This is a genomic window from Mesorhizobium sp. WSM4807 (genome assembly GCF_055811615.1).
Map to the genome: position 1 here is coordinate 70,951 of NZ_JBVVQY010000009.1, position 22,871 is coordinate 93,821.

The following is a 22,871-nucleotide window of genomic DNA, read 5'->3' on the forward strand; positions in this document are numbered from 1 at the left end:
ACACACTTCCAGAGGGGGCACTATGGGGTTTGCGGCGGCTTTGACGGCGGGCGCTGTGATGGCAGTCGCAACCTTGTCTCCGGGAATAGCGCTTGCAGCCGAGGCCCACGAACTGCCGGGCGAAACAATGTCGCTGTGGTGGGCGCTGCCCTTTGCCGGCCTGCTTCTGTCGATCGCCACCGGGCCATTGCTCTTCCACCATGTCTGGGAGCATCACTACGGCAAGATCACCTTCTTCTGGGCGGCCCTTGCGGTCGTGCCGCTGGCGCTGGCGTTCGGCATGTCTTCGGCCACAGAGGCGGTACTGCATGCGCTGCTCACCGAATACATGTCGTTCATCATTCTCCTGTTTGCGCTGTTCACCATTTCGGGCGGCATCCTCGTCGCCGGTAACATCCACGGCACGCCGCTGGTGAATGCCGGACTGCTGCTGATCGGGGCGATGCTCGCCTCGGTCATCGGCACGACCGGCGCCTCGATGATCCTGATCCGGCCGATCCTGCGCGCCAACGACAACCGGCCGTTCAATGCCCATGTCGTCATCTTCTTCATTTTCGTGGTGTCCAACATCGGCGGCTCGCTGACGCCGCTCGGCGATCCGCCGCTGTTCGTCGGCTTCCTGCGCGGCGTCGATTTCTTCTGGACCACCACCAACCTCTATCAGGAGACACTGTTCGTCGGCAGCACGGTGCTGGCCGTCTTCCTGGCCATGGACATCATCCTGCATCACCGCGAGGCTGGTGCGCCGAAGATCAAGGATCCGACACCGGACACGAAGGTGCGCATCCGAGGCCTGCAAAACGTCCCGCTGCTGGCCGGGGTGATCGGCGCGATCCTGCTTTCCGCGACGTGGAAACCGGGCGTGGCTTTCTCCGTCCAGGGCGTGAGCCTTGAATTGCAGAACCTCGTGCGCGACGCCATCATCCTGGCGCTTGCCTTCCTTTCGCTCGGCGTCTCGCGCAAGAGCCACAGGCAGGCGAACAACTTCCACTGGGAGCCGATTGCCGAGGTGGCGAAACTGTTCGCCGGCATCTTCATCTGCATCGTGCCGGTCATCGCCATTCTCAGGGCCGGCCCCGGCGGCGCGCTGGCGCCGCTGGTCTCGGTTGTCAGCTCGCCCACGGGCGAGCCCAACGACCTTGCCTATTTCTGGCTGGCCGGGGCGCTGTCATCCTTCCTCGACAATGCGCCGACCTATCTGGTGTTCTTCGAGCTCGCCGGCGGTGATGCGCAGCATCTGATGACCACCTTCGCCTCGACGCTCGCGGCGATCTCGGCCGGCGCAGTGTTCATGGGCGCCAACACCTATATCGGCAATGCACCGAACTTCATGGTCTATGCCATTGCCAGACATCGCGGCGTGAAGATGCCGGGCTTCTTCGGCTACATGGCGTGGTCGGGCGCGGTGCTGATCCCGACATTCCTGATCGCGGGTTTTCTGTTCTTTGGCTGATCAACCGACGCCGACATAGCGGCGGACCGCCGACGGATCGGCGCGGAGGTCCTCGACATCGACGGTCTCGCGGTTGCGGCCGTTCTCGATGAACGAGACCCGGTCGGCGACGGACAGCACGGCATCGACCCTCTGCTCGACCAGGATCGTCGAGACGCCAAGATCGCGCAGCTTCGACACCGTCTCGCGGATTTTTGCGATCATCGACGGCATCAACCCTTCGGTCGGCTCGTCGAGCAGAAGCACCTGCGGTTCGAGGCACAGTGCCCGCGCCATGGCCAGCATCTGCTGCTCACCGCCGGACAGCGTGCCGGAACGCTGCCGGAGCCGCTGGCGCAGCAGCGGGAAGAGGTCGAGCACGTTTTCGCGCGTCGCCGTGCCCTTACCGCGGGCCATCAGGCCGATCTCGATGTTTTCCGCCACCGTCATCTCGGCGAACAGCCGCCGGCCCTGCGGCACATAGGCGACGCCGGCCTTCGGCACGTCATGCGCCGGCAGGCCGGTCAACTCCTTGCCGTCGAGCCTGATCGAGCCGGCGCGTGAGGGAACGAGGCCCATGATCGCCTTCAGCGTCGTCGTCTTCCCGGCGCCGTTGCGGCCGAACAGGCAAAGCACCTCGCCCTTGTTCAGCACGAGGTCGAGGCCGTAGAGCACCTGGACCTCGCCATAGAAGCAGTCGAGCCCGGAGATGGTCAGAGCTTCAGCCCGTGGTTGCGTCATGGGGTCGTCCCCAGGTAGGCGTCCTGCACCTCGGCATTGGCGCGGACCTGCTCGGGCGTGCCTTCGGCCAAGATCTTGCCGGCGTTGAAGACGGTGATGCGGTCGGCAAGCTGCATGACCACCGGCATGTTGTGTTCGATCAGCAGCACGGTTGCGCTTTTGGCGATCTCGCGCACCAGCCCGATGAAATTGTCGATCTCGCTGTCGGCCAGCCCCTGCGTCGGCTCATCGAGGATCAGCAGGCGCGGTTTTAGCGCCAGCCCCATCGCCACTTCGAGCAGGCGCTGATGGCCATAGGACAATTGCCCGGCCGGCATGTGGGCGCGGTCGGCAAGGCCGGTGCGCTCCAGCGCCGCCATGACGCCGACATGCACGGCACCTTTCGAGCGGCCATCGGTCAGCGTGCGCTGCACCGGCAGCGCGACGTTGTCGTAGGCGGTGAGATTGGCAAAGACGCTGGTGATCTGGAAGGTGTAGGCGATGCCGAGGCGAACCCTGGCGTAGGCCGGCAGGTTGGTGATGTCGGCGCCGTCGAAGACGATCATGCCCGACGACGGCTGGATGCGGCCGCTGACCAGACTGACGAAGGTGGTCTTGCCGGCGCCATTGGGGCCGATGACGGCGCGAATCTCGCCCGGCATGAGGGCGAAGTCGACGCCGTCGACGGCGCGCAGGCCGCCGAAATTGCGGGACAGGCCCTTGGTCGTCAGCAGCGGCATCATGGCAGCCATCCGAGCCAGCGCTGGCGGATGGTTCCGAGAATGCCCCTGGGGAAGAACAGGACCAGCAGGATGAGGGCGATGCCGACGATCAGCAGATAGGCCGAGGTGTAGCCGCTGGTGACGTCGACGACATAGTACATGAACAGCGTGCCGATCAACGGACCGAGCGTGGTGGCAGCACCACCGAGCAGCACCCAGAGCAGCGGCAGGATGGAATATTGCACCGAGGCGAAAGTCGAGCCGACATAACCGAACAGCAGCGCGTAGGCGGCGCCCGAAGCCGCGCAGATTGTGCCGGAGACGAGGACCGCGGCAAGCTTGTTGGAAAACGTGTCGTAGCCGAGCATTTTGGTCCGCTCCTCGTTTTCGCGGATGGCGACAAGCACACGGCCATACCTGGAGCGGACGACGACGAGCGTCACCAGCAGCACGATCGAGAACAGGACGAGGGCGCTCATGTAGCGCACGGTCGGATTGGTGAGGCCGAGCGACGTGCTGCTCAGGACAAGCACACGCGCCGACTGCGGCACGACCAGGCCCTGATCGCCGCCGGTCCAGGCCGCGAAATAGAGGATTATAAGGTAGAACACCTGCGCGAACATCATGGTGACGATCATGAAGGCGACGCCGGAAGTGCGCAGCGCCAGCACGCCGATCACCAGCGCGAGAAGCACGCCGCAGGCAAGGCCGGCGGCGAAGGCGGCCGGCACGCTCCAGCCGAGATGGATGACGGCAAGGCCTGCGCCATAGAGCCCGGCCGAAAAGAACATGGCGTGGCCGAGGCTAAGCAGCCCGACATAGCCAAACAGCATGTTGTAGCCCATGGCGAAGACCGCCAGCACCATGATGCGGGCGAGCAAGCCGTGATGGTATTCCGGCAGGACGAAGCTTAGGGCGAACAGCAGGGCGATGACGCCCAGATGCAACGCATAGGCTTTTGCCGGTGAAGCCTCCTTCATCGCGATGCCGTCCCGAACAGACCTTGCGGCCGGAACACCAGCACCATCGCAACCAGCAGCGTGGCGATGATCTTGGCCAGCGTCGGCGAGAAGAACACCGAGATGATGCCGTCCGACAGGCCGATGAGCACGGCGGCGACGACAGTGCCGCGCAGCGAGCCGAGCCCGCCGATTATGACGACGATGAAGGACAGCAGCAGCGGGTCCTGCCCCATCAGATAATGCGCCTGGCTGATCGGCACGATCAGCACCGCGGCCACCGCCGCCAGCATGGCGCCGAGCGCGAAGACACCGGCATAGACGCGGTCGACCGGAATGCCGAAGGCCTGCGCCGTCTCGCTGTCATATTGCGTGGCGCGCATGACAAGGCCGATTTTCGTACGGGTCAGCACGAACCACGTCGCGACAAGCAGAAGCGCGGACGCGGCGATGATCGACAGCTTGTAGCCGGAGTAGCCGAACCACGGCAAAAGGATGCGGTAGCTGAAGGGCGCCTCAACCGGCCGTGCCTCCGGACCGTAGAAGGTCAGCGCCAGTTGCTGGATGATGTAGAGCATGCCGATGGTTGCGACGATGGTGGCTTCCGGATTGTAATTCAGCCGGCGCAACACCAGCCGTTCGGCGACCAGCGCGATCAGGCCGACGATCAACGGCGCCAGCACCAGCGCCGCCAGAAAACCGAGCGCCGGATGGCCCGATATCGCCGCGGAGATCGCCCAGGCAAGCACCGCACCGAGCATGAAGAGCTCGCCATGGGCGACATTGACGACACGCATGACGCCGAACACCAGCGACAGGCCAAGCGCCGTCAGCGCCAGCACCGCGGAGGTGACGAGGCCTTCGAGGGCAGCAAGGAGAAGATGCGGTCCGAAGTGCATCGGTTAAGCACCGGCTGTGCTTACAGAACCAAGCTCACAGCGGCTGGGTCGTGTAATCCCCTTCCGGCTCGTAGAGGCCGTCCTCGATCTTGGTCTTGTGGACGACGTTCAGCCGGCCGCCTTCGACCTTGGAGATGTTCTGGATGCCAAAACACTGGTGGATCTTGCCGTTGAAGGTCTTCGGCCCCTGCGGATGCTCGGGGCCTTCGGCGAACTCGGTCAAGGCCTCGGTCGCCTCGACCAGCTTGGCGCGGTCTTCCGGACCCTTGTAGCCGGCATCCTCCATCGCCTTCTTGACGACATAGAGCGTTTCCCAGCAGCCGAACATGTGCGCGGCGGTGGAGACGTCCTTCGGATCGCCGACGGCAGCGCCATTGTCATCGATGCCGACGGCGGCGCGATAGGCCTTCTGCGCGGCGGAATCATCAGGCTGCGCATAGCGCGGCGAGCCCTCCCAGAAATGGCTGCCGTCGAGGAATTCAAGGCCGGGGCTGTTGATGTCGGTGGCTTCGAGCGAATCGATGAAGCCGAACAGCTGCGGCCGGTTGGAGCCGTAGAACTCGCCGAGTTCCTTGACGAAGGTGAGCACCGCCGGGCCGACCATGACGTGGTAGATCACCTCGGTTTCGGCCGGGATCTGCGGAAAGTATTTGGTGAAGGACGATTCCGTCGGCGGGATGGCGATCTGGGCGATGACCTCGGCGCCCTGCGCCTTCAGCGCCGGCGGCAGGTAGTCGCGATGGTCGTAGCCGAAGGCGAAATCGGGGAATATCTGCGTCACCTTCTTGCCGGCATTCGCCGCGATCCACGGCGCCATCGCCTGGATCTGGCTCTTCACGTCGGTGATGCCGGGCTGGAAGACGTAGCGGTTGAGCTTGGTCGAGGCGACGTGGTGGCCTTCGCTAACGACAAAATAGGGCATCTTGGCCTCGCCGGCGGCGGGCGCCGAGCCGATGACGACATGCGAAAACAGCGTGCCGTAGACGATGTCGGTCTTGTGCTGGGTGGCGAATTTGCCGACCACTTCGGCGCCTCGGCCGGGATCGGTGCCATCATCCTCGATGATCACCTCGACCGGCCGGCCGTTGATGCCGCCGGCTTCATTGATCGCCTTGACCGCGGCGGCGGTAGTCCTCTCGTACCAGCGGCCATAGGCGGCGCCGATGCCGGTGCGGTGGCACTGGAAGCCGATCTTTATCGGCGCCGAGCTCTGTGCCTGGCTGTAGCGCACGAACCCGGGCGCGACGGCGAGGCCGGCGCCCGCGGCCAACCCCTTGAGCGCCGTGCGGCGGGTGAGACCGGTCTTGGAGAGATCGAAAAACCCATTCTTGTCAGTCACGGCAGTTCCCCTTGTTTTTTTAGTTTTGACCAATGGCTGTAGCGAGACGGGCCACTCTTGGTAAGAGCGCCGAAATTGCATGTGTACAAACTAAATCATCAAAGCCCTGATGTGGCAAGCGGGCTTTCCCGAGGGCTCAATCGACGCGGTCGAAGTGGGCTTTTGTCTCATCCGGCAGCCGGCGTGGCAAGCAGCCACAGGCCGAAGACCGTATAGGCGATCATCAGCACGGTGAGCGGAAACTGGCTGAGCGCGGCGCGGGCGGGAACCGGATGCAATCGCCAGGCGAGGCCATGCGCGACGAGCACGGCGAGCATGTGGCCTATGATGATGACGCCGGCCTGAAAATTCCACAGCCACCATGCCGAGCCGGCGCCGGCGGCCGCGCCGGCTTCGATCCGCATGTCGGCGGTGCCGAACAGGTTCCAGCCCAGCGCAAACGGGTCGGAAAGCGCAGCCATGGCGTATTGGCCGTCGACGAGCAGCGCCGTCAGATAGTGCGCAACATGATAGGCGAGCGCGATCGGCACGATCGACCAGACCAGCAGCCCTGCAGCCTGACCGAGGGAATGCGGGCTGCCGGCAAGACGCTGGCCGAGGACAATTGCAAGGATGAACGCGGCCGCAAGCAGTACGAACGTCAGCACGAGCCCGAAGGTGCCGATGCCGATCGTCGCCATGCGGCCTGGAAATTCCAGCGGATTGATGCCGAACAGGCCGAACCAGAAGAAGGTTTTGGACAGGCCGTCGAAGGAGACCGACGACAGCGCAAGCAGCAGGAAAGCAATGCCGCTGAGCGACAGCGGCGCGGCATCGCTGAGCTTGGCGCCCGGCCAGCACAGACTGAGTCGCCCGCCTTCATTGCGCTCGTCTTCATTGCGCTCGACTTCATTGCGCTCAAGGAGGGCGAATCGCGCAACCATGGCGAAAAAGACGGTCAGGAACTCACCGCGCCGGCTCCAGTCGCGGTAGCCGAACATCAGCATTGCGGCAAAACTCAGCAGCCAATAGAGGCCGGCGGCCCAGGCGAGCCGCGCCGGATCGTCGGGCGCTGGGTCGATCAGCTCGAACCAGGCGAAGGCGAAGAACAGCGCGACGGCCGGCCAGCAGCCGAGCCACGGGGGCGGGCGCCATGTCTCGCGCTTGCCGAACAGGATCGAAACGACACGCCAAGGCCCGTACCAGGGGTTCAGCCATGACCAGAGGTTGCCGAACAGCCCCTGCAGCAAGACCAGCCCAACCCAGAGCAGCGTCCAGACGGTCAGGGGCAGCGGGTTGGAGAGCGGATCGCGGCTGCCGAACAGGCCGGCCGCAACAAGAATTGCAAAGCCGGCAAATGATATCAGGCTGACGGTTGCCCGTGCGCCGTCGCCGAACGCGAACAGCGGCAGACGCCGCCGCCAGAAGCGGGCAGGAAAGTCTGAGGGCAGCAGTGCCAGGACGAGGAAACTGGCGGCGACCGCTAGCGCACCGCCGGCGACGTAGTAGCCGGTCGGCAGAAGCAGGACGTGGCCGCGATCGGAGGCATGGGCGAAGGCGGGGGTGGGCGATGCGAAACACAGGGCTGCAAGCAATAGAGCCAGCGAAAGACGACAGCGCTCTACGGCGCCCCCCTCTGTCCTGCCGGACATCTCCCCCACTTGGGGGGAGATCGGCAGTTCGTTCGATCGGCGCCTTCCATGCGACGTTGGAGATTGGCGAAGGTGTAGATGACGGCCAATCTCCCCCCTTGTGGGGGAGATGTCCGGCAGGACAGAGGGGGGCGCGACGGAACTCATACTATCCCAAGAGTTCCCTCACCCTCACACCTTGACCAACTGCTCCACGCGGTCTTTCTCGCCAAATATGCGTAAATAGCGCTCGATCTCTTTCTCGTCGCCTGTGGCCTTGGCCGGATTGTCGGAAAGCTTGACCGCCGGCCGGCCATTGGCTTCGGTGACCTTGCAGACCAGCGAGATGGCATCGAGCCCGTTGGTTTTGGTCGGCGCGCAGCCCTCGAAATCATTGGTCAGGTTGGTGCCCCAGCCGAAGGACATGCGCACCTTGCCGCGGAAGTGACGGTAGGTTTCCTCGATGGTCTCGACCTCGAGCCCGTCGGAGAAGATGAGCAGCTTCTGCTTCGGGTCCTTGCCCCTCTCACGCCACCAGGAAAGGATTCTCTCGCCGCCCTCGATCGGCGGCGCGCTGTCGGGGCGGAAGCCGGTCCAGTCGGCGACCCAGTCCGGTGCGTCACGCAGGAACGCCGCGGTGCCGAACGTGTCGGGCAGCACGATCAGAAGGTTGCCGCCATAATAACGCTGCCAGTCCTGCAGGACCTTGTAGGGCGACTGCTTCAACTCCTTTTCCGAATTGGCGAGCGCGGCGAACACCATCGGCAGTTCATGCGCGTTGGTGCCGAGCGCCTCGAGGTCGTTGTCCATGGCCAAAAGCACGTTGGAGGTGCCGGTGAAAGCCTCGCCGATGCCTTCCTTGAGCGCTTCGACGCACCAACGCTGCCACAGGAAGGAATGGCGGCGGCGTGTGCCGAAGTCGGAAATCCGGATATCAGGCAGCGCTTTCAGCCGCTCGGTCTTGGCCCACATCTTGGCCTTGGCGCGGGCATAGAGCACATCGAGCGCGAAGGGCCCGAACGCCCGCATGGCCGCGCGAGATCGAAGTTCATTGATAATTGCCAGCGCCGGGATCTCCCACAGCGTCGTGTACATCCACGGACCGCTGAAGCTCAACTCGTACTGGCCATCGCGCCGGGAAAGCTCGTATTCCGGCAGCTGGAAATTTTCGAGCCAGGCGAGGAATTCCGGTTCGAAGATCTGCTTGCGGCCATAGAAGGTGTTGCCGCCGAGCCAGATCATCTCCTTCTTGGAGAAGCGCAGGGTGCGGGCATGGTCGAGCTGCTCGCGCAGTTCCGTTTCGTCGATCTCCTCGGCAAGGCGAACCGGGGTGGCGCGGTTGATCAGCGAGAAGGTCGCGTCGACCTTGGGATACATGCCCCAGATCATCTGCAGCATCAGCAGCTTGTAGAAATCGGTGTCGAGCAGGCTGCGGACGATCGGGTCGAGCTTCCAGGTGTGGTTGTAGACGCGCCGCGCTATATCGGTCTTAGTCATGTCTCGATGCCGCCTTCACTGCTCGCTCCCTGCGGAATGCCTCTTAGCATTGAATTTTTGAAAACGCCTCCCGCTTTGCGGGCTGGCCCGACAAAAAGAAAAGCCTGCGGCAAGTGCGCTGCTTCGGCTGCTGCAGTCTCAGGAGGCGGTCTTGGCGCCGATCACGCGCAGCGCCGGACGCTTCCTGCGGATGCCGATGCGGCCCGCCACCGGCGCATCGGCGCGGCTGTCGGCCTGTTCTTTCTCGGCAAACAGCCAGTCGATGAACAACTGCACGATCGGCGCCGACCTCATCTCGTTGCGGCAGACGACGTAGAAATCGTCGACCGCCGGTACCGACAGGCTGAACGGTGCGACAAGCAGTCCCCTGGCTAACAGCCCGCTTGCGGTCACCGTATCGCCAAGCGCCACACCGTGGCCATGAGCCGCCGCCTCACTCGCCATGCGCGCGTCGCCGAGATGATGGCGGCGGCCGCGCTCCAGATCCAACGCATCGGCGGCGGCCAGCCAGGTGTGCCACTCGCGGCCGTCGTCGCCATGCAGGAAGACATGATCGGCGAGATCGCGCACGGTGCGGATGGGACGGTTGTTGATCAGCGTCGGGCTGACCACCGGGAACAGTTCGAGACCCGACCATTTGCGCATCCAGCAATCGGTCCAGCTGCCGTCGCCATAGTGCACGCAGACGTCGATATGCGGCGCGCGGACGTCCTTGGCGTCATTGGATGGGATCAGCGTCAGCCTGATGTCAGGATATTGCGAGGTGAAGCTGCCGAGCCGCGGGATCATCCACAGCAACAGCAGCGCCGGCACGCAAGACACGGACAAGGCACCGGTGCTCGCCGGCCTCGTCATGCGCTGCGTGGCGGCGGCAATGCCGTCGAAGGCGGTCGACACCGCCGGCAGCAATTCGGCGCCGTGCGGCGTCAGCTTCACCCGCTGGCCGGCGCGCTCGAACAGCTTGACGCCAAGCGACTGTTCGAGCGCCTTGATCTGATGGCTGATGGCGCCGTGGGTGACGTTCAGCTCAGCCGCCGCCTTGGTCAGCGAGGCGTGGCGCGCCGTCGCCTCGAAGGCGCGCAATGGATTCAGGGGAGGCAGTCGCTTGGCCATCGGAGCCTCAAAGGAGCACGATCCCCAGAAGTGGAACCCGGTTTTCGGATAAGATCGTGCTCAACATTAATGTGAGATTTTCTCACAGCAAACACCCTAACAATATCAATTGATTTTTCAATGCAGCTGCAAGACACTTTGGGTCGAACAGCATCAAGACGTGAAATCCGCAGGCAGCCGGCAGGATGGCGACCGTCATTGATGGCCGCTCCGCACCAGCCATGGAGGACCGACATGGGTTATGATCGCGGCAAGCTCGAAGCGTTGCGCCGCAAATATGGCGAAAGCCATGGCGGTGAAATGTTCGACCCAAAATTCCGAAAGGTCGCCGACAAGATCTTCTCCAAGAGCGGCACACGGCTCGCGCCCTATTCCGGCATCCCGACCTTCCTCAGCGCGCCTTACCGGCAAATTGCCGCCGACAATCCTGACTTCGGCGATCTGCAGGTGGCGATGATCGGCGTGCCGATGGACCTTGGCGTCACCAACCGGCCGGGCGCCCGCTTCGGGCCAAGGGCGCTGCGCGCCATCGAGCGCATCGGCCCCTACAATCACGTGCTGGAATGCGCGCCGACGCATGAGCTGAAGGTGGCCGACATCGGCGACGTGCCGTTCCAGAGCCGCTACCGGCTGGAGACCAGCCATGACGACATCGAGCGCCGCACCAACCAGATCGTCGACGCCGGCGTCATTCCGCTTTCGGTCGGCGGCGATCATTCGATCAGCCATCCGATCCTGAAAGCTGTCGGCAAGAAAGCGCCGGTCGGCATGATCCATATCGACGCCCACTGCGACACCAGCGGCCTGTTCGACATGACCAAGTTCCACCATGGCGGTCCGTTCCGCAACGCGGTGCTGGACGGTGTGCTCGACCCGTCGCGCACCGTCCAGATCGGCATCCGCGGTTCAGCCGAATATCTGTGGGAGTTCACCTACGAATCCGGCATGACCGTCGTGCATGCCGAAGAGGTGACCGGCCTCGGCATGCCAGCCATCATCGAGAAGGCGCGCCAGATCGTCGGCGACGGTCCGACCTATGTGTCCTTCGACATCGACAGCATCGATCCGGCCTTTGCGCCGGGCACCGGCACGCCGGAAGTCGGCGGGCTGACGACGCGGGAGGTGCTTGAACTTCTGCGCGGCCTGAAGGGCCTCAACATCGTCGGCGGCGACGTCGTCGAGGTGGCGCCGCAATATGACGCGACCACCAACACCGCCCATGCCGGCGCGCAGGTGCTGTTCGAGATCCTCAGCCTGATGGTTTTCAGCCCGGCGATCTCAGGCAAGAGAGCCTGACGCACCAGACCATGATCCCGAAAAGTGGAACCGGTTTTCGGAACAGATCATGGTCCAACATGAACTTCCAAGGCGACCGCCGCACTGGAGCCGGCGGCCGCATTCAAAACGAACAAGCTTCCAGCAGGGGAACGACAATGACATTTCACATGAAGGTCAAATCATCCATCGCAGCCGTGCTGCTGCTCGGGGCGACCGGCCTTGGTCTTGCCACCCAGGCCGCCAATGCCGACGCGGTCGACGACATCACCAAGGCCGGCGCCATCAATGTCGGCATTTTCTCCGACTTTCCGCCCTTCTCCTCGGCCAGTGCCGATATGAGCATCAAGGGCTATGACATCGACGTGGCGCAGTTCATCGCCGACCAGCTCAAGGTCAAGCTCAATTTGGTCAGCGTGACCGGCCAGAACCGCATTCCGTATCTTACCGACAAGCGCGTCGATATCCTGATGAGCGTCGGCTATTCCAAGGAGCGTGAGCAGGTGATCGATTTCGCCGCCGCCTACGCGCCCTATTATATCGCCGTCATCGGCCCGGCCGCGCTCAAGGTCGAAGGCAAGGACGATCTCGCCGACAAGTCGATCGCCGTCAACCGCGGCACGCTGGAAGATACGTCACTGACCGAGGCAGCACCCGCCTCGGCCGACATCCGCCGTTTCGACAACTATAATTCCGTCATCCAGGCCTTCATCTCGGGTCAGACCCAGCTGATGGTCGTCGGCAACGATGTCGGCGCCCAGGTGCTCGCCCGCCAGGAGGCACTGAAGCCAGAACAGAAGTTCCAGCTTCTCACCTCGCCCTCACATATCGGCCTCAACAAGAACGAGGACCGCCTGAAGCAAGCCGTCAACGACGCGGTCGCCAAGATGCTGGCCGACGGCAAGCTGGACGAAAGCTCGAAAGCCTGGCTCAAAACACCGCTCAATCCCGACAACCTCAAGGATTGATCTCCGGGGTAAGGACCTATCATGGGCTACAGCCTCGACTTCGGCTGGCTTGCCGATGCGACAGGTGCGATCGCGCGCGGGGCGGCCATGACGATCCTTTTGATCGCCGTGACCACGCTCGCGGGAACGTTCCTCAGCATCCTCGGCGCAGCAGGGCGGCGAAACGGCCCCTTGCTGCTCAAGCGGGCAATCGGCGTCTATGTCGAAATTATCAGGAACACGCCGTTCCTTGTGCAGCTGTTCTTCATCTTCTTCGGGTTGCCCAGCATCGGCGTGAGGCTCGATCCGCTGCTGGCCGCCATGCTGGCAATGACGCTCAACATGGCGGCCTACACGATCGAGATCGTCGGCGCCGGGCTCGACGCCGTGCCGCGCGGGCAGACGGAAGCAGCCCTTGCGCTTGGGCTCAGGCTGCGTCAGGTCTTCGTCAAGATCGTGCTGCCGCAAGCGCTCAAGGTGATCTATCCGGCGCTGACCAGCCAGATCATCATCATGATGCTGGAGTCCGCCGTCGTGTCGCAGATCGCGGTGCGCGAACTGACCTACGAGGCCGACATGCTGCAGGCACGGACCTTCCGCGCTTTCGAGACCTATTTCGTGGTGACGATGGTCTATCTCGTTCTTTCCGTGGGGCTGCGCCGGCTGCTGGTCAACGGTGGGCGCCGCGCGCTGGGGGCCGGCGTGTCATGATCGAATTCACCTTCTGGGATATCGTCCGCAACCTTCTGCTCGCCGCGCGCTGGACGGTGCTTCTGTCGCTGGCGGCCTTCGTCGGCGGCGGTGTGGTCGGCATGGTCGTGCTGTTCTTCAGGATCGCCAAGAATAAATGGGCACGGCGCCTTGCGTCGGGGTACATCGCGCTTTTCCAGGGAACGCCGCTTCTCATGCAGCTCTTCCTGATGTTCTTTGGCCTGCCGATGCTGGGCTTGCGCATAGAACCTTGGACCGCCGCAGCACTTGGCCTGACCTTCTTCGCCAGTGCCTATCTCGCCGAAATCTGGCGCGGCGGCGTCGATGCGCTGCCGCGCGGCCAGTGGGACGCCGGCGCCAGTCTCGGCCTTCACTATCTGCAGGAACTGAGGCTGATCATCCTGCCGCAGGCGTTTTCGATCACCCGCGCCCCGACCGTCGGTTTCCTGGTGCAGCTGATCAAGTCGACCGCGCTGACCTCGATCATCGGTTTCGAGGAACTGGTCAGGACATCGAACGCGATCAACAACGCGACCTTCGAACCCTTCACCGTCTACGGGCTGGTCGCCTTGATCTTCTTCGTCATGTGCTTCCCGCTGACGCAATATGCACGCTCGCTTGAACGACGAGCGACTGCAAAGTGATGTCCTCGACACAGTGATTTTGACAGGTCGGCGACCGGCAGCGAACGTCGATAATTCCCGTCAGCGGCAAATCGCAAACCTTGGAGATTGGCCGAAGCACCCCTCCACTTCGTCATCCCAGGGCGAAGCAAGGAGCGAAGCGACGCTGCGTAGACCCTGGGATCCATTCCGTTACCTCAGAGCGCACGACGGTGCAGGACCTTTGACGCCGGCCGGACAGCGCCCCCCTCTGTCCTGCCCTCTTTACCAAAAACTTGGCATCTCCCCCACAAGGGGGGAGATCAGCAGCTTTGGCGCACCGCTCGCTCCTGCGACAGTGGCGGTTCGCGAAGGCGGTGGTGACGGCCGATCTCCCCCCAAGTGGGGGAGATGTCCGGCAGGACAAGGGGGGCGCGAAGGATCACTACAGATCAGCATTTATCCTGGGCCGTTGCCCATTTATCCTGGGCCGCTGCATTCTTCGGCTGATGTCACGGAATGGATCCCAGGGTCTGCGCCGCGTCGCTTCGCTCCTTGCTCCGCCCTGGGATGACGAAGGCATGGTGGCCAGTGGCTAATCACCAGCGTCAGAGATGGTGCCTGCAGGCCGGCCCGCAGGTGACGATAACCGTGTTTCCGGCTGCCTCTTCGGAGCTATCTCTTTGTTGGAAGAAGAGTTCTGTGTACTCTCACAATGCTTTATCAAGGGCTTGGGGATGAGAATTGTAATATTCGTCGCGTTGGCCGCGACAGCGGCTGGATGCGCGACCTCTCCGGTCGACTATGGAGCGTCGCTTTCGAAGCAAGACCGGAAATGGGCGTCGCCGGAATGCCAGCAAGCCCGCATGGAGGCTTCGGACTACGACGCTCGCGAAAAAAAGCAGCCGGGCTGGGGAACCGGCGTCTTTCTTGGCCCGTACGGATTGGGGCTCGCAGCAGCCATCAAGGAGCACCAGCAGAAGCAACGAAAATTGTTCGCTCGCGCGGTGCACTTGCGGTGCTCAAGCCTTCCACTGCCAAAGGAGTTGCAAAGCGACTTAAGCCCACAGGCCGCGAGTGCAAATCAGACGAAATATCCATAGACGTCCCGCCCTCCTCGTGACGAAGCCGCTTTCATCAATGCCCAAAGGAGAGCGGCGGCGCGATACGATCCCGCCGCAGCCAGCGCCCCAGAAGCAGCGCCGCCACCACCGCCAGCCCCAACGACAGGCCGATCCAGATGCCGACGCCGTCGAGCCCGGAATAGAAGGCGAGCAGCACGCCGAGCGGCAGGCCGATGCCCCAATAGCCGATCGCGGCATAGATCATCGGCAACTTGGTGTCGTGCAGGCCGCGCAGCATGCCGGCCGCCACCGCCTGGGCGCCGTCGAAAATCTGGAACAGCGCGGCAAAGGCCAGGAACGATACGGCAAGCCCGATCACCCTGGCATTGGCCGGGTCACCGAGATCGATGAAGGCGCTGATCAGCAGCTGCGGCCACAGGATCATCACCAGCCCCATCAGCGCCATGAACGAGACGCCGATGACAAAGGCGGTCCAGCCGGCACGGGAAACACCTTCCGGATTGCCGGCGCCATGGGCGAGCCCGACGCGCACCGTCGCCGCCTGGTTGAGGCCGAGCGGTACCATGAAGCTGATCGAGGCGATCTGGATGGCGATGGCATGCGCGGCGAGCGAGGCCGCGTCGATCAGGCCCATGAGAAGGGCTGCCGCGTTGAAGATCGTCACCTCGAAAGCGAGGAGGCCGGCGATCGGCAGACCGAGCCGCAGCAAGCCCTTGAAGCGCGGCCAGTCGGCCCGCCAAAAGCGCCCGAACAGCTGATAACGGCGAAACTTCGGCTCAAGCATCACCACAGCCGCCATGCCGGCGAACATCAGCGTGCTGGACAGCGTAGTGGCGAGGCCCGAGCCGGCGATGCCCATCGAAGGGGCGCCGAGATTGCCGAACATGAACACCCAGTTGAAGAGGACATTGCAGGCGACGGCAACGAAGACGATGACCAGCGCCCAACCCGGCCGCTCCAGCGCCGAGATGAACGAGCGCAGGACGATATAGCCGTAGAAGGGCAGCACCGCCCATTCGAGCCAGCGCAGGTAGATGCCGGCCTGATGGGCCAGCGCCGGTTCCTGACCCATGGCCAGCAATACGGCCTCGCCGTACCAGAGAAATATCCAGATCGGGATTGAGATGAGGATCGCCAGCCACAGGCCCTGCCGCACGGTGCGGCGCAGATCGCGCACGGAATGGCGACGGCGGCCGAGTTCCGTAGCGATCATCGGCGAGGTCGCCAGCATCAGGCCGAGCCCGAAGATCAGCGGCATGAAATAGAGGTTGGCGCCGAGCGCGCCACTGGCCAGTGTGTCCGGACCCAGCCGCCCCATCATCATGACGTCGGTGGCGGTCATCGCGGTCTGGCCGAGATTGGTGAGCACCATCGGCCAGGCGAGCGCCAGCGTCGCCCTGATTTCCTGACGCCAAAGGTTTTCCGGCGCGCGAGCGCTGGCTTCGATCGCAGACATTTTGTCGCCTATCCGATTGCGGCGCGTCGGCAAAAAAGGCCGGAAGCCGCGTCTCAGCGCGGAAAATGGCCGTGATCGGCCCGGATTCCGCATTAACCGCACGGCTTGTCTACGAAAGGGGCAGCTATGGCAAGGGGCTGGCTCAAGGGAAGCGTTGAGCCAGCAAGGGCGTACGGTCTCAACTCCGCCTGTCTGGCCCGCCTGTTTGGCCCGTCTGTTTGGAGAGAGTGCAAGCCGCTATGGTTGCGTCGTTGGCCGATCTGAGGAGCGGGCATCATATCGGATTCCATCGAAAGGCATGCGGATGAGCGCGTTTCCCGAAATCTATCTGGTTCGGCATGGCGAGACGGAATGGAGTGCCTCCGGGAAGCATACCGGCCTGACCGACATATCGCTGACGCCTGCCGGTGAGGAGGCCGCCGGGCGGGTCGCTGAGCGGTTACAGGGCCTTTCGTTCCAGGCTGTCTGGTCGAGCCCGTCTCAGCGCGCCTTCAAGACTTGTACGCTGGCCGGCTTCCGTTCGGCCGGCGTGAAAAAGGCCGATCTGGCGGAATGGGATTACGGCGCTTACGAGGGACTGACCACAAAGCAGATCCTCATCGAGCGCCCCGGCTGGCGTCTGTTTCGCGACGGCTGCCCTGACGGCGAGACGGCAGAGGATGTCGGCGCGAGGGCGGATCTGATCGTCAGCGAGTTGCGTGACGTCCACGGCAATGTCCTGGTGTTTTCAAGCTCGCACTTCCTGCGGGTGCTGGCCGCGCGCTGGCTCGGCCTGCCGCCGCAAGATGGCGCCCTTTTCGTCCTGGATACCGCCAGCACAAGCGTGCTGGGTTATGAGCACGACCTTGGCGAACCAATTATCCGGCGGTGGAATCAGAGATAGCAGTACAAGCCATTCGGGCCTATCTGATTTCGTCCAGCGCCTGCCTCTGCCGATGCATCTCCAAAAACACGCGGTAGTCGCGGTCGAACCGGCCGGCGGCCGCCGAATTGGGCTCTCGCGTCTTGCCGCCTTGCTGCATGGCGACGCAAGCGGCGTTCAAATCGGGAAAAAGCCCGGCGGCGGTGGCGGCGATCATGCCGGTGCCGAGCAGCACCGCCTCATCGGCCAGCGGCTCGACCACCGTGCAGCCGGTGGCGTCGGCATAAAGCTCCATAAGCAGCGGGTTCTTGGTGTGACCGCCGGTGACATGCAGCGTGTCGATCAGATAGCCGTTCTCGTTCAGCGCTTCCAGCACATGGCGCACGCCGAGCGCGATGCTCACGGCGGTGCGCCAATAGAGCTTGCACAGGCTGTCGAAGGAGGACTCCAGCGTCAGTCCGCTGATGACGCCGACGGCATGCGGGTCGGCGAGCGGCGAGCGGTTGCCGTGGAAATCCGGCAGCACATGCAGCCTTGCCGCAAGGTTCTCGCCCTCGACGGCGCGCAACTCGGCAACGCGCCGGGCGATCCTGGCGTGCATGGCTGCGTCCGGCTCACCGCCGGCGCCGTGCCAGCGGATGATATGGTCGAGCAGCGCGCCGGTGGCCGATTGGCCGCCTTCCGACAGCCAAAGCCGGGGAAGCGCAGCGCCATAATACGGGCCCCAGACGCCGGCAAAGGGTTGCGGGTCGGGCGACATCGCCATGACGCAACTCGAGGTGCCGGCGATCAGTGCCAGATGCCGGCCGATGTTGGTTTCGTCGCCGGCAAAACCGCCGAGCACGCCGAGCGCGCCGGCATAGGCGTCGATGACGCCGGCGCCGACCCGGCATTTTTCGGTCAGGCCAAGCTCAGCCGCAGCTTCCGCGCCCAGCCGGCCGATGTCGGCGCCGACCGGGCTGGCCTTGTCAGGCAGATTGCCATGCTCGAAAAGATCGCCGAGCCCGACGGCTTGGAAGAAGTTGTGCCGCCAGCCGGTCTCTTCATGCGCCAGATAGGTCCATTTGGCGGTCAGCGTACATTGCGAGCGGGCGAGCGAACCGGTCGCCTTCCAACTGAGAAAGTCGGTGAGGTCGAATAGATAGCCGGCTTCGTTCCATGTTCCGGGCAGGTTGCGCTTCAGCCACATCAGCTTCGGCGTCTCCATTTCCGGCGACATGACGCCGCCAATATAGTCGAGCACGGGATGGCCGCTTTCGGTGCATTCATCGGCCTCGGCAATGGCGCGGTGATCGAGCCAGACGATGGTGTCCCAGCGCCTTTCGCCTGACACCGACACGCTGAGCTGGCCACCATCCTTGCCCCGCACCACCAGCGAGCAGGTGGCATCGAAGGAGATGCCGACAATGTCCTGCGCTGCCACGCCGGCCTTTTCGCGGGCAGCCCGCACCGCAATGCAGACCGCCGACCAGATATCCTGCGAATCGTGTTCGGCGTGGTCGGCCTTCGGCCGGTTCATGACGATCGGGTGCTCGGCGCGGCCGAGCAAGGTGCCTCCGGTGTCGAGAATGCCTGCACGGGCGCTCCCGGTGCCGACATCGACCGCGCAAACGAAACTGTTCGTCAAGGTGTTCTTACTCTCGCTCCCAGGCCTGCAATCAGATCGGGCAGTTGCAGCATGTCAGCGAATATAAAGTCCGGTTCACTCGACGCAAGCCGCGCTTTCAGTACCGGGTTGCCGGCATGCGAACCGCCGGTGAAGGCAAGGACGCGCATGCCCGCCGCCCGTGCCGCCGCGACGCCGGCAGGGCTGTCCTCGACGACGAGACAATTTTGCGGGATCGCTCCCATGTTGGCGGCTGCGTGGAGAAAAAGGTCCGGCGCCGGCTTGCCCCGCGCCACCATGGCGGCGCTGAACAGATGCGGCTCGAGCAGCCCGAGCAGCCCGGTGACGTCGAGCGCATAGCGGATGCGATCCAGCGTGCCGGAGGAGGCGACGCAGCATGGCATGGCGAGCCTCGGCAGGACCTGCCCGATGCCGGGGATAGGCCTCAGCTCCTCGCGAAATTTGCGCATCAGCCCGACGCGCATCTCGCTCAGATGCTGGTCGGTGATATCAAGTCCGAAGTCGCGGTCGAGGATTTCGCGAACGCTTTTCATGCTCTTGCCGAGGAAATGCTCATAGGCGGCATCCTCGCTGACACTGCCGCCGGCGAGCGTGATCATGCTAAGCAGCGCCGAAACGGACAGCCCCTCGCTATCAACCAGTACGCCGTCGCAGTCGAAAATGACCAGTTCAGGCGCCATTCAGAGATTGCCGGCGAGGTAGCGCGTCAGCGTCGTACGCGCGCCATCGGCCCAGAGCGCCTTGAGCGCATTGGCAAAGGCCTCGACGAACGCCGCCGAGCGGCCAACATCGCCATAGATGTCTTCCATGGCCAGCCAGGCGGCAGGCGCATCCTTTGCCGCCCTGGCTGTGGTCTGCAGCCGGTCCCAGCTCGGATCGTTGGGTTCGATGACGGCGCCGCTATCGGTCGTGCCGAAGCAGTAGCGGCACCAAAGTGCCGATTCAAGCGCCAGGCCGGCGACGCCCTTGCCGGCCTTCAGCCGGTCGGCGATGGTCGGGATGATGAATTTCGGCTGCCGGTTGGAGCCGTCGAGGCAAAGCCTGCGGATGGTGTCGCCAATCTTCGGATTGGAAAAGCGGTGCTCGATGAGCTGGTAATAATCCTCCAGCACGGTGTCCGGCACCGGCGGCACGGTCGGGATGATCTCGTCGTGCTCCAGCCTGTCGAGAAAACCGCGCACCAGCGGCTCCTGCATGGCCTCGTGGACGAAATGGATGTCCATCAGCCCGGCCGGATAGGCGATGGTCGCATGGCCGCCATTGAGAATGCGGATCTTCATCAGCTCATAGGGCGCGACATCGCTGACGAACTGCACGCCGACCTTTTCCAGCGGCGGGCGGCCGTCGGTGAAATGGTCCTCCAGCACCCATTGCCTGAACGGCTCGCAAAACACCGGCCAATTGTCGTCGAGGCCGAACTCGCTCGACAGAATGCCGCGCTCGCGGTCGGTGGTGGCCGGCGTGATGCGGTCGACCATGCCGTTGGGAAAGGCGATGTTCTCGCTCACCCAGGTCGCCAGTTTCTCGTCGATCAGCCGCGCAAGACCGATGACGCCGTCGGAGGTGACATGGCCGTTGTGGGGGATGTTGTCGCAGGACATGATTGTGAACGGCACGATGCCGTCGTCGCGGCGGCGCATCAGCCCGGCAAGAATGATGCCGAAGACCGTCTTCGGCGTTGCTCCCGGCTGTGCATCGGCGACGATGTCGGGATGGGTCGGGTTGAACGCGCCCGACGCCGGATCGATGAAGTAGCCGCCCTCGGTGATGGTCAGCGAAACGATTTTGATCGCCGGATCGGCAAGGCGTTCAATGATTGCCTTTGCATCACCCGGCATCAGGAAATCGATCATGACCCCGGTGACGCGGGCGCTCATGTGGCCAGAATCCTGCTCGACCACGGTGGTCAGCCAGTCCTGTTCCTGCAACTTGCCGCGGCCGACCTTTTCGCCCTCGAAGACGCCGGCGCCGACAATTGCCCAGTCGTGGCCGACGCCCGCATTGAACAGATCGTCGAGGTAAACGGCCTGATGCGAGCGATGGAAGTTGCCGACGCCGAAATGGACGATGCCGGCCTTGAGCGCCGCGCGATCATACTTCGGGCCGGCGACCTCAGGCGGAAGCTTGGCGAGGATGGGAGAAGAGAGTTTCACGGTCATCTGCTTTACCCTTTAGCGGGACGGCTCTTCCCCCCGTGGAGGAGACGGGGAGAAGAGCGCCTTCGCCCCCTCAACTCATCCACTGGCCGCCATCGACATTGTAGGTCTGGGCGACGATGTATTCGGCGTCGTCGCTGGCCAGGAACACCGCCATGCCGGTGAGGTCTTGCGCCGTGCCCATGCGGCCATAGGGCACGGCCTCGCCGACCAGCCTCTTCTTTTCGCCCTTCGGCCGGTTTTCGTATTTGGCGAACAGGGCATCGACATGGTCCCAGTGCTCGCCGTCGACGACACCCGGCGCGATGGCGTTGACGTTGATGCGGTGCTTGATCAGGTCGAGCCCGGCCGACTGGGTGAACGAGATGACGGCTGCCTTGCTGGCGCAGTAGACGGCAACCAACGCCTCGCCGCGGCGCCCGGCCTGGCTCGCCATATTGATGATCTTGCCGCCTCGGCCAGCCGCGATCATCGAGCGGGCGGCTGCCTGCAGCATGAACAGCGAGCCGGCGACATTGACGGAAAACAGCCTGTCGTAGCTCGCCTTGCTGATCTCGACGATCGGCGCCAGGTCGAACAGGGCGGCGTTGTTGACCAGGATGTCCAGTCCGCCGGCCCTTGTCTCGACCGCTTTCACCGCCGCCTCGATCGAAGCAAGGTCGGTGACGTCCAGTTTCACGGCGTAAGCATTGCCGCCGATCTCCGAAGCGGTCTTTTCCGCAGCTTCGAAATTGATGTCGCCGATGGCGACCATGGCGCCCTCGCGGACATAGGCTTCGGCGAAGGCCCGGCCGATGCCGCGCGCCGATCCGGTGATTAGCGCCGATTTTCCCTTGAGCCTCATTGCATCATCGCCCTTCCGTCGGCGCCGAAGCGGTGCAGCTTGGTCTTGTCCGGCGTCAGATAGATCGTGTCGCCGTGATGGGCGGCCAGCTCGCCGTCGGCGCGCACCGTCAGCGGACCGACACCGTCGGCCTGAACGTGCAGGAACGTGTCGGAGCCGAGATGCTCGGCGACCCCGACCGTGGCTTTCCATTCGCCTGAAGCTTTCGAGATGTTCATATGCTCGGGACGGATGCCGACCGTCTTGGCGCCATGTTTGGCCGCCGGCGCGCCTTCGATCAGGTTCATCTTGGGCGAACCGATGAAGCCGGCGACGAACAGGTTCTTCGGCGTCTTGTAGAGCTCCATCGGCGAGCCGACCTGTTCGATGTTGCCGGCATTGAGCACGACGATCTTGTCGGCCATGGTCATCGCCTCGACCTGGTCGTGGGTGACGTAGATCATCGTCGTCTTGAGCTGATGATGCAGTTCGCTGATCTCCAGCCGCATGGTGCCGCGCAGTGCTGCGTCGAGATTGGACAGGGGTTCGTCGAACAGGAAAGCCGATGGCTGGCGCACGATGGCGCGGCCGATGGCGACGCGCTGGCGCTGACCGCCGGAGAGCTGGCCGGGGCGGCGATCGAGATAGTTGGTGAGGTTCAGGATGCGCGCCGCATCCTTCACCTTCCTGTCGATGGTCGCCTGGTCCTCGCCCGCCATTTTCAGCGGGAAGGCGATGTTCTTGGCCACCGTCATGTGCGGGTAGAGCGCATAGGACTGGAACACCATGGCCAGCTTGCGCTTGGCCGGCGCCTCGCCGGTGACGTCGCGGCCGTCGATATTGATGGTGCCGGCGGAGGTGTCCTCCAGCCCGGCGATCAGCCGCAGCAGCGTGGACTTGCCGCAGCCCGACGGGCCGACGAAGACGACGAACTCACCGTTCTCGATGACCAGGTCGATACCCGGAATGATGACCGTCGACCCGAACGATTTGGAGACGTGCTTGAGCGTGATGTTTCCCATGGTTTCCTCCCCGG

At 63.7% G+C, this 22,871-nt stretch carries 21 protein-coding genes; 7 read left to right on the forward strand and 14 right to left on the reverse strand.

Features of this window, described 5'->3' with window-relative positions:
- The first annotated feature begins 58 nt into the window (after positions 1 to 58).
- Positions 59 to 1,453, forward strand: a complete 1,395-nt coding sequence (locus AC0L3N_RS14140; protein WP_473548153.1) for a sodium:proton antiporter — start codon at positions 59 to 61, stop codon at positions 1,451 to 1,453.
- On the opposite strand, the gene AC0L3N_RS14145 is transcribed toward AC0L3N_RS14140, so the two are convergent.
- The 8 genes from AC0L3N_RS14145 to gcvA form a co-directional block, all read right to left on the reverse strand.
- A complete protein-coding gene (locus AC0L3N_RS14145; RefSeq protein ID WP_473548154.1) occupies positions 1,454 to 2,173 on the reverse strand; it encodes an ABC transporter ATP-binding protein in 720 nt (239 codons plus the stop codon).
- Positions 2,170 to 2,895 carry an ABC transporter ATP-binding protein gene (locus tag AC0L3N_RS14150; protein ID WP_123147324.1) on the reverse strand — a complete coding sequence of 242 codons (726 nt, stop codon included), beginning with the start codon at positions 2,893 to 2,895 and terminating at the stop codon, positions 2,170 to 2,172. The genes AC0L3N_RS14145 and AC0L3N_RS14150 overlap by 4 nt, the downstream gene beginning before the upstream one ends.
- Positions 2,892 to 3,854 carry a branched-chain amino acid ABC transporter permease gene (locus tag AC0L3N_RS14155; RefSeq protein ID WP_473548155.1) on the reverse strand — a complete coding sequence of 321 codons (963 nt, stop codon included), beginning with the start codon at positions 3,852 to 3,854 and terminating at the stop codon, positions 2,892 to 2,894. The genes AC0L3N_RS14150 and AC0L3N_RS14155 overlap by 4 nt, the downstream gene beginning before the upstream one ends.
- A complete protein-coding gene (locus AC0L3N_RS14160) occupies positions 3,851 to 4,732 on the reverse strand; it encodes a branched-chain amino acid ABC transporter permease (protein ID WP_473548156.1) in 882 nt (293 codons plus the stop codon). The genes AC0L3N_RS14155 and AC0L3N_RS14160 overlap by 4 nt, the downstream gene beginning before the upstream one ends.
- A gap of 34 nt (positions 4,733 to 4,766) precedes the next feature.
- Positions 4,767 to 6,071 (reverse strand): ABC transporter substrate-binding protein, encoded by a 1,305-nt coding sequence (locus AC0L3N_RS14165; RefSeq protein ID WP_095491193.1) that lies wholly within the window; start codon positions 6,069 to 6,071, stop codon positions 4,767 to 4,769.
- A 167-nt stretch (positions 6,072 to 6,238) separates the two neighbouring features.
- Positions 6,239 to 7,702, reverse strand: coding sequence for a hypothetical protein (locus AC0L3N_RS14170; protein WP_473548157.1), 1,464 nt, complete (start codon positions 7,700 to 7,702; stop codon positions 6,239 to 6,241).
- Positions 7,703 to 7,873: 171 nt separating this feature from the next.
- Positions 7,874 to 9,178: a nicotinate phosphoribosyltransferase gene (gene pncB / locus AC0L3N_RS14175; RefSeq protein ID WP_473548158.1), complete on the reverse strand. Its 1,305-nt coding sequence runs from the start codon at positions 9,176 to 9,178 to the stop codon at positions 7,874 to 7,876.
- 138 nt (positions 9,179 to 9,316) lie between these two features.
- Entirely contained in the window at positions 9,317 to 10,291 is a 975-nt protein-coding gene (gcvA, locus tag AC0L3N_RS14180; protein ID WP_473548159.1) for a transcriptional regulator GcvA, read from the reverse strand.
- A 234-nt stretch (positions 10,292 to 10,525) separates the two neighbouring features.
- Between gcvA and speB the strand changes: the two genes are divergently transcribed.
- From speB to AC0L3N_RS14205, 5 genes are all read left to right on the forward strand, one after another.
- Positions 10,526 to 11,587 (forward strand): agmatinase, encoded by a 1,062-nt coding sequence (gene speB, locus AC0L3N_RS14185; RefSeq protein ID WP_473548160.1) that lies wholly within the window; start codon positions 10,526 to 10,528, stop codon positions 11,585 to 11,587.
- 137 nt (positions 11,588 to 11,724) lie between these two features.
- Entirely contained in the window at positions 11,725 to 12,534 is an 810-nt protein-coding gene (locus tag AC0L3N_RS14190) for a transporter substrate-binding domain-containing protein (protein ID WP_473548161.1), read from the forward strand.
- 21 nt (positions 12,535 to 12,555) lie between these two features.
- Positions 12,556 to 13,224: an amino acid ABC transporter permease gene (locus tag AC0L3N_RS14195; RefSeq protein ID WP_123146135.1), complete on the forward strand. Its 669-nt coding sequence runs from the start codon at positions 12,556 to 12,558 to the stop codon at positions 13,222 to 13,224.
- On the forward strand, positions 13,221 to 13,868 hold the full coding sequence (locus AC0L3N_RS14200) for an amino acid ABC transporter permease (protein WP_123146134.1): 648 nt from the start codon (positions 13,221 to 13,223) through the stop codon (positions 13,866 to 13,868). Before AC0L3N_RS14195 ends, AC0L3N_RS14200 begins: the two co-directional genes overlap by 4 nt.
- Positions 13,869 to 14,563: 695 nt before the next feature.
- Entirely contained in the window at positions 14,564 to 14,929 is a 366-nt protein-coding gene (locus AC0L3N_RS14205; RefSeq protein WP_473488456.1) for a hypothetical protein, read from the forward strand.
- 34 nt (positions 14,930 to 14,963) lie between these two features.
- On the opposite strand, the gene AC0L3N_RS14210 is transcribed toward AC0L3N_RS14205, so the two are convergent.
- On the reverse strand, positions 14,964 to 16,367 hold the full coding sequence (locus tag AC0L3N_RS14210) for an MATE family efflux transporter (RefSeq protein ID WP_473548162.1): 1,404 nt from the start codon (positions 16,365 to 16,367) through the stop codon (positions 14,964 to 14,966).
- Positions 16,368 to 16,671: 304 nt separating this feature from the next.
- On the opposite strand from AC0L3N_RS14210, the gene AC0L3N_RS14215 reads away from it, so the two are divergent.
- The gene (locus AC0L3N_RS14215) at positions 16,672 to 17,250 is read left to right on the forward strand and encodes a histidine phosphatase family protein (RefSeq protein ID WP_473548163.1); all 579 of its coding nucleotides are present in this window, start codon (positions 16,672 to 16,674) and stop codon (positions 17,248 to 17,250) included.
- A 19-nt stretch (positions 17,251 to 17,269) separates the two neighbouring features.
- Here the strand turns inward: AC0L3N_RS14215 and AC0L3N_RS14220 are convergent, their stop codons facing one another.
- From AC0L3N_RS14220 to AC0L3N_RS14240, 5 genes are all read right to left on the reverse strand, one after another.
- The gene (locus AC0L3N_RS14220) at positions 17,270 to 18,856 is read right to left on the reverse strand and encodes an FGGY-family carbohydrate kinase (protein WP_473548164.1); all 1,587 of its coding nucleotides are present in this window, start codon (positions 18,854 to 18,856) and stop codon (positions 17,270 to 17,272) included.
- Entirely contained in the window at positions 18,853 to 19,536 is a 684-nt protein-coding gene (locus AC0L3N_RS14225; protein ID WP_473548166.1) for an HAD-IA family hydrolase, read from the reverse strand. The genes AC0L3N_RS14220 and AC0L3N_RS14225 overlap by 4 nt, the downstream gene beginning before the upstream one ends.
- Entirely contained in the window at positions 19,537 to 21,015 is a 1,479-nt protein-coding gene (locus tag AC0L3N_RS14230) for a mannitol dehydrogenase family protein (RefSeq protein ID WP_473548167.1), read from the reverse strand.
- A gap of 70 nt (positions 21,016 to 21,085) precedes the next feature.
- On the reverse strand, positions 21,086 to 21,856 hold the full coding sequence (locus tag AC0L3N_RS14235) for an L-iditol 2-dehydrogenase (protein ID WP_473548168.1): 771 nt from the start codon (positions 21,854 to 21,856) through the stop codon (positions 21,086 to 21,088).
- Positions 21,853 to 22,857, reverse strand: coding sequence for an ABC transporter ATP-binding protein (locus AC0L3N_RS14240; protein WP_473548169.1), 1,005 nt, complete (start codon positions 22,855 to 22,857; stop codon positions 21,853 to 21,855). Before AC0L3N_RS14240 ends, AC0L3N_RS14235 begins: the two co-directional genes overlap by 4 nt.
- Positions 22,858 to 22,871: the final 14 nt, after the last annotated feature.

What these genes read in the sequence shown, in the direction of transcription:
- speB (WP_473548160.1), top strand. Translation starts at nt 10,526, where the DNA reads ATGGGTTATGATCGCGGCAAGCTCGAAGCGTTGCGCCGCAAATATGGC.
- pncB (WP_473548158.1), bottom strand. Translation starts at nt 9,178, where the DNA reads ATGACTAAGACCGATATAGCGCGGCGCGTCTACAACCACACCTGGAAG.
- gcvA (WP_473548159.1), bottom strand. Translation starts at nt 10,291, where the DNA reads ATGGCCAAGCGACTGCCTCCCCTGAATCCATTGCGCGCCTTCGAGGCG.
- AC0L3N_RS14200 (WP_123146134.1), top strand. Translation starts at nt 13,221, where the DNA reads ATGATCGAATTCACCTTCTGGGATATCGTCCGCAACCTTCTGCTCGCC.
- AC0L3N_RS14235 (WP_473548168.1), bottom strand. Translation starts at nt 21,856, where the DNA reads ATGAGGCTCAAGGGAAAATCGGCGCTAATCACCGGATCGGCGCGCGGC.
- AC0L3N_RS14140 (WP_473548153.1), top strand. Translation starts at nt 59, where the DNA reads ATGGCAGTCGCAACCTTGTCTCCGGGAATAGCGCTTGCAGCCGAGGCC.
- AC0L3N_RS14150 (WP_123147324.1), bottom strand. Translation starts at nt 2,895, where the DNA reads ATGATGCCGCTGCTGACGACCAAGGGCCTGTCCCGCAATTTCGGCGGC.
- AC0L3N_RS14240 (WP_473548169.1), bottom strand. Translation starts at nt 22,857, where the DNA reads ATGGGAAACATCACGCTCAAGCACGTCTCCAAATCGTTCGGGTCGACG.
- AC0L3N_RS14190 (WP_473548161.1), top strand. Translation starts at nt 11,725, where the DNA reads ATGACATTTCACATGAAGGTCAAATCATCCATCGCAGCCGTGCTGCTG.
- AC0L3N_RS14205 (WP_473488456.1), top strand. Translation starts at nt 14,564, where the DNA reads ATGAGAATTGTAATATTCGTCGCGTTGGCCGCGACAGCGGCTGGATGC.
- AC0L3N_RS14170 (WP_473548157.1), bottom strand. Translation starts at nt 7,702, where the DNA reads ATGTCCGGCAGGACAGAGGGGGGCGCCGTAGAGCGCTGTCGTCTTTCG.
- AC0L3N_RS14195 (WP_123146135.1), top strand. Translation starts at nt 12,556, where the DNA reads ATGGGCTACAGCCTCGACTTCGGCTGGCTTGCCGATGCGACAGGTGCG.
- AC0L3N_RS14215 (WP_473548163.1), top strand. Translation starts at nt 16,672, where the DNA reads ATGAGCGCGTTTCCCGAAATCTATCTGGTTCGGCATGGCGAGACGGAA.
- AC0L3N_RS14155 (WP_473548155.1), bottom strand. Translation starts at nt 3,854, where the DNA reads ATGAAGGAGGCTTCACCGGCAAAAGCCTATGCGTTGCATCTGGGCGTC.
- AC0L3N_RS14210 (WP_473548162.1), bottom strand. Translation starts at nt 16,367, where the DNA reads ATGTCTGCGATCGAAGCCAGCGCTCGCGCGCCGGAAAACCTTTGGCGT.
- AC0L3N_RS14160 (WP_473548156.1), bottom strand. Translation starts at nt 4,732, where the DNA reads ATGCACTTCGGACCGCATCTTCTCCTTGCTGCCCTCGAAGGCCTCGTC.
- AC0L3N_RS14225 (WP_473548166.1), bottom strand. Translation starts at nt 19,536, where the DNA reads ATGGCGCCTGAACTGGTCATTTTCGACTGCGACGGCGTACTGGTTGAT.
- AC0L3N_RS14230 (WP_473548167.1), bottom strand. Translation starts at nt 21,015, where the DNA reads ATGACCGTGAAACTCTCTTCTCCCATCCTCGCCAAGCTTCCGCCTGAG.
- AC0L3N_RS14145 (WP_473548154.1), bottom strand. Translation starts at nt 2,173, where the DNA reads ATGACGCAACCACGGGCTGAAGCTCTGACCATCTCCGGGCTCGACTGC.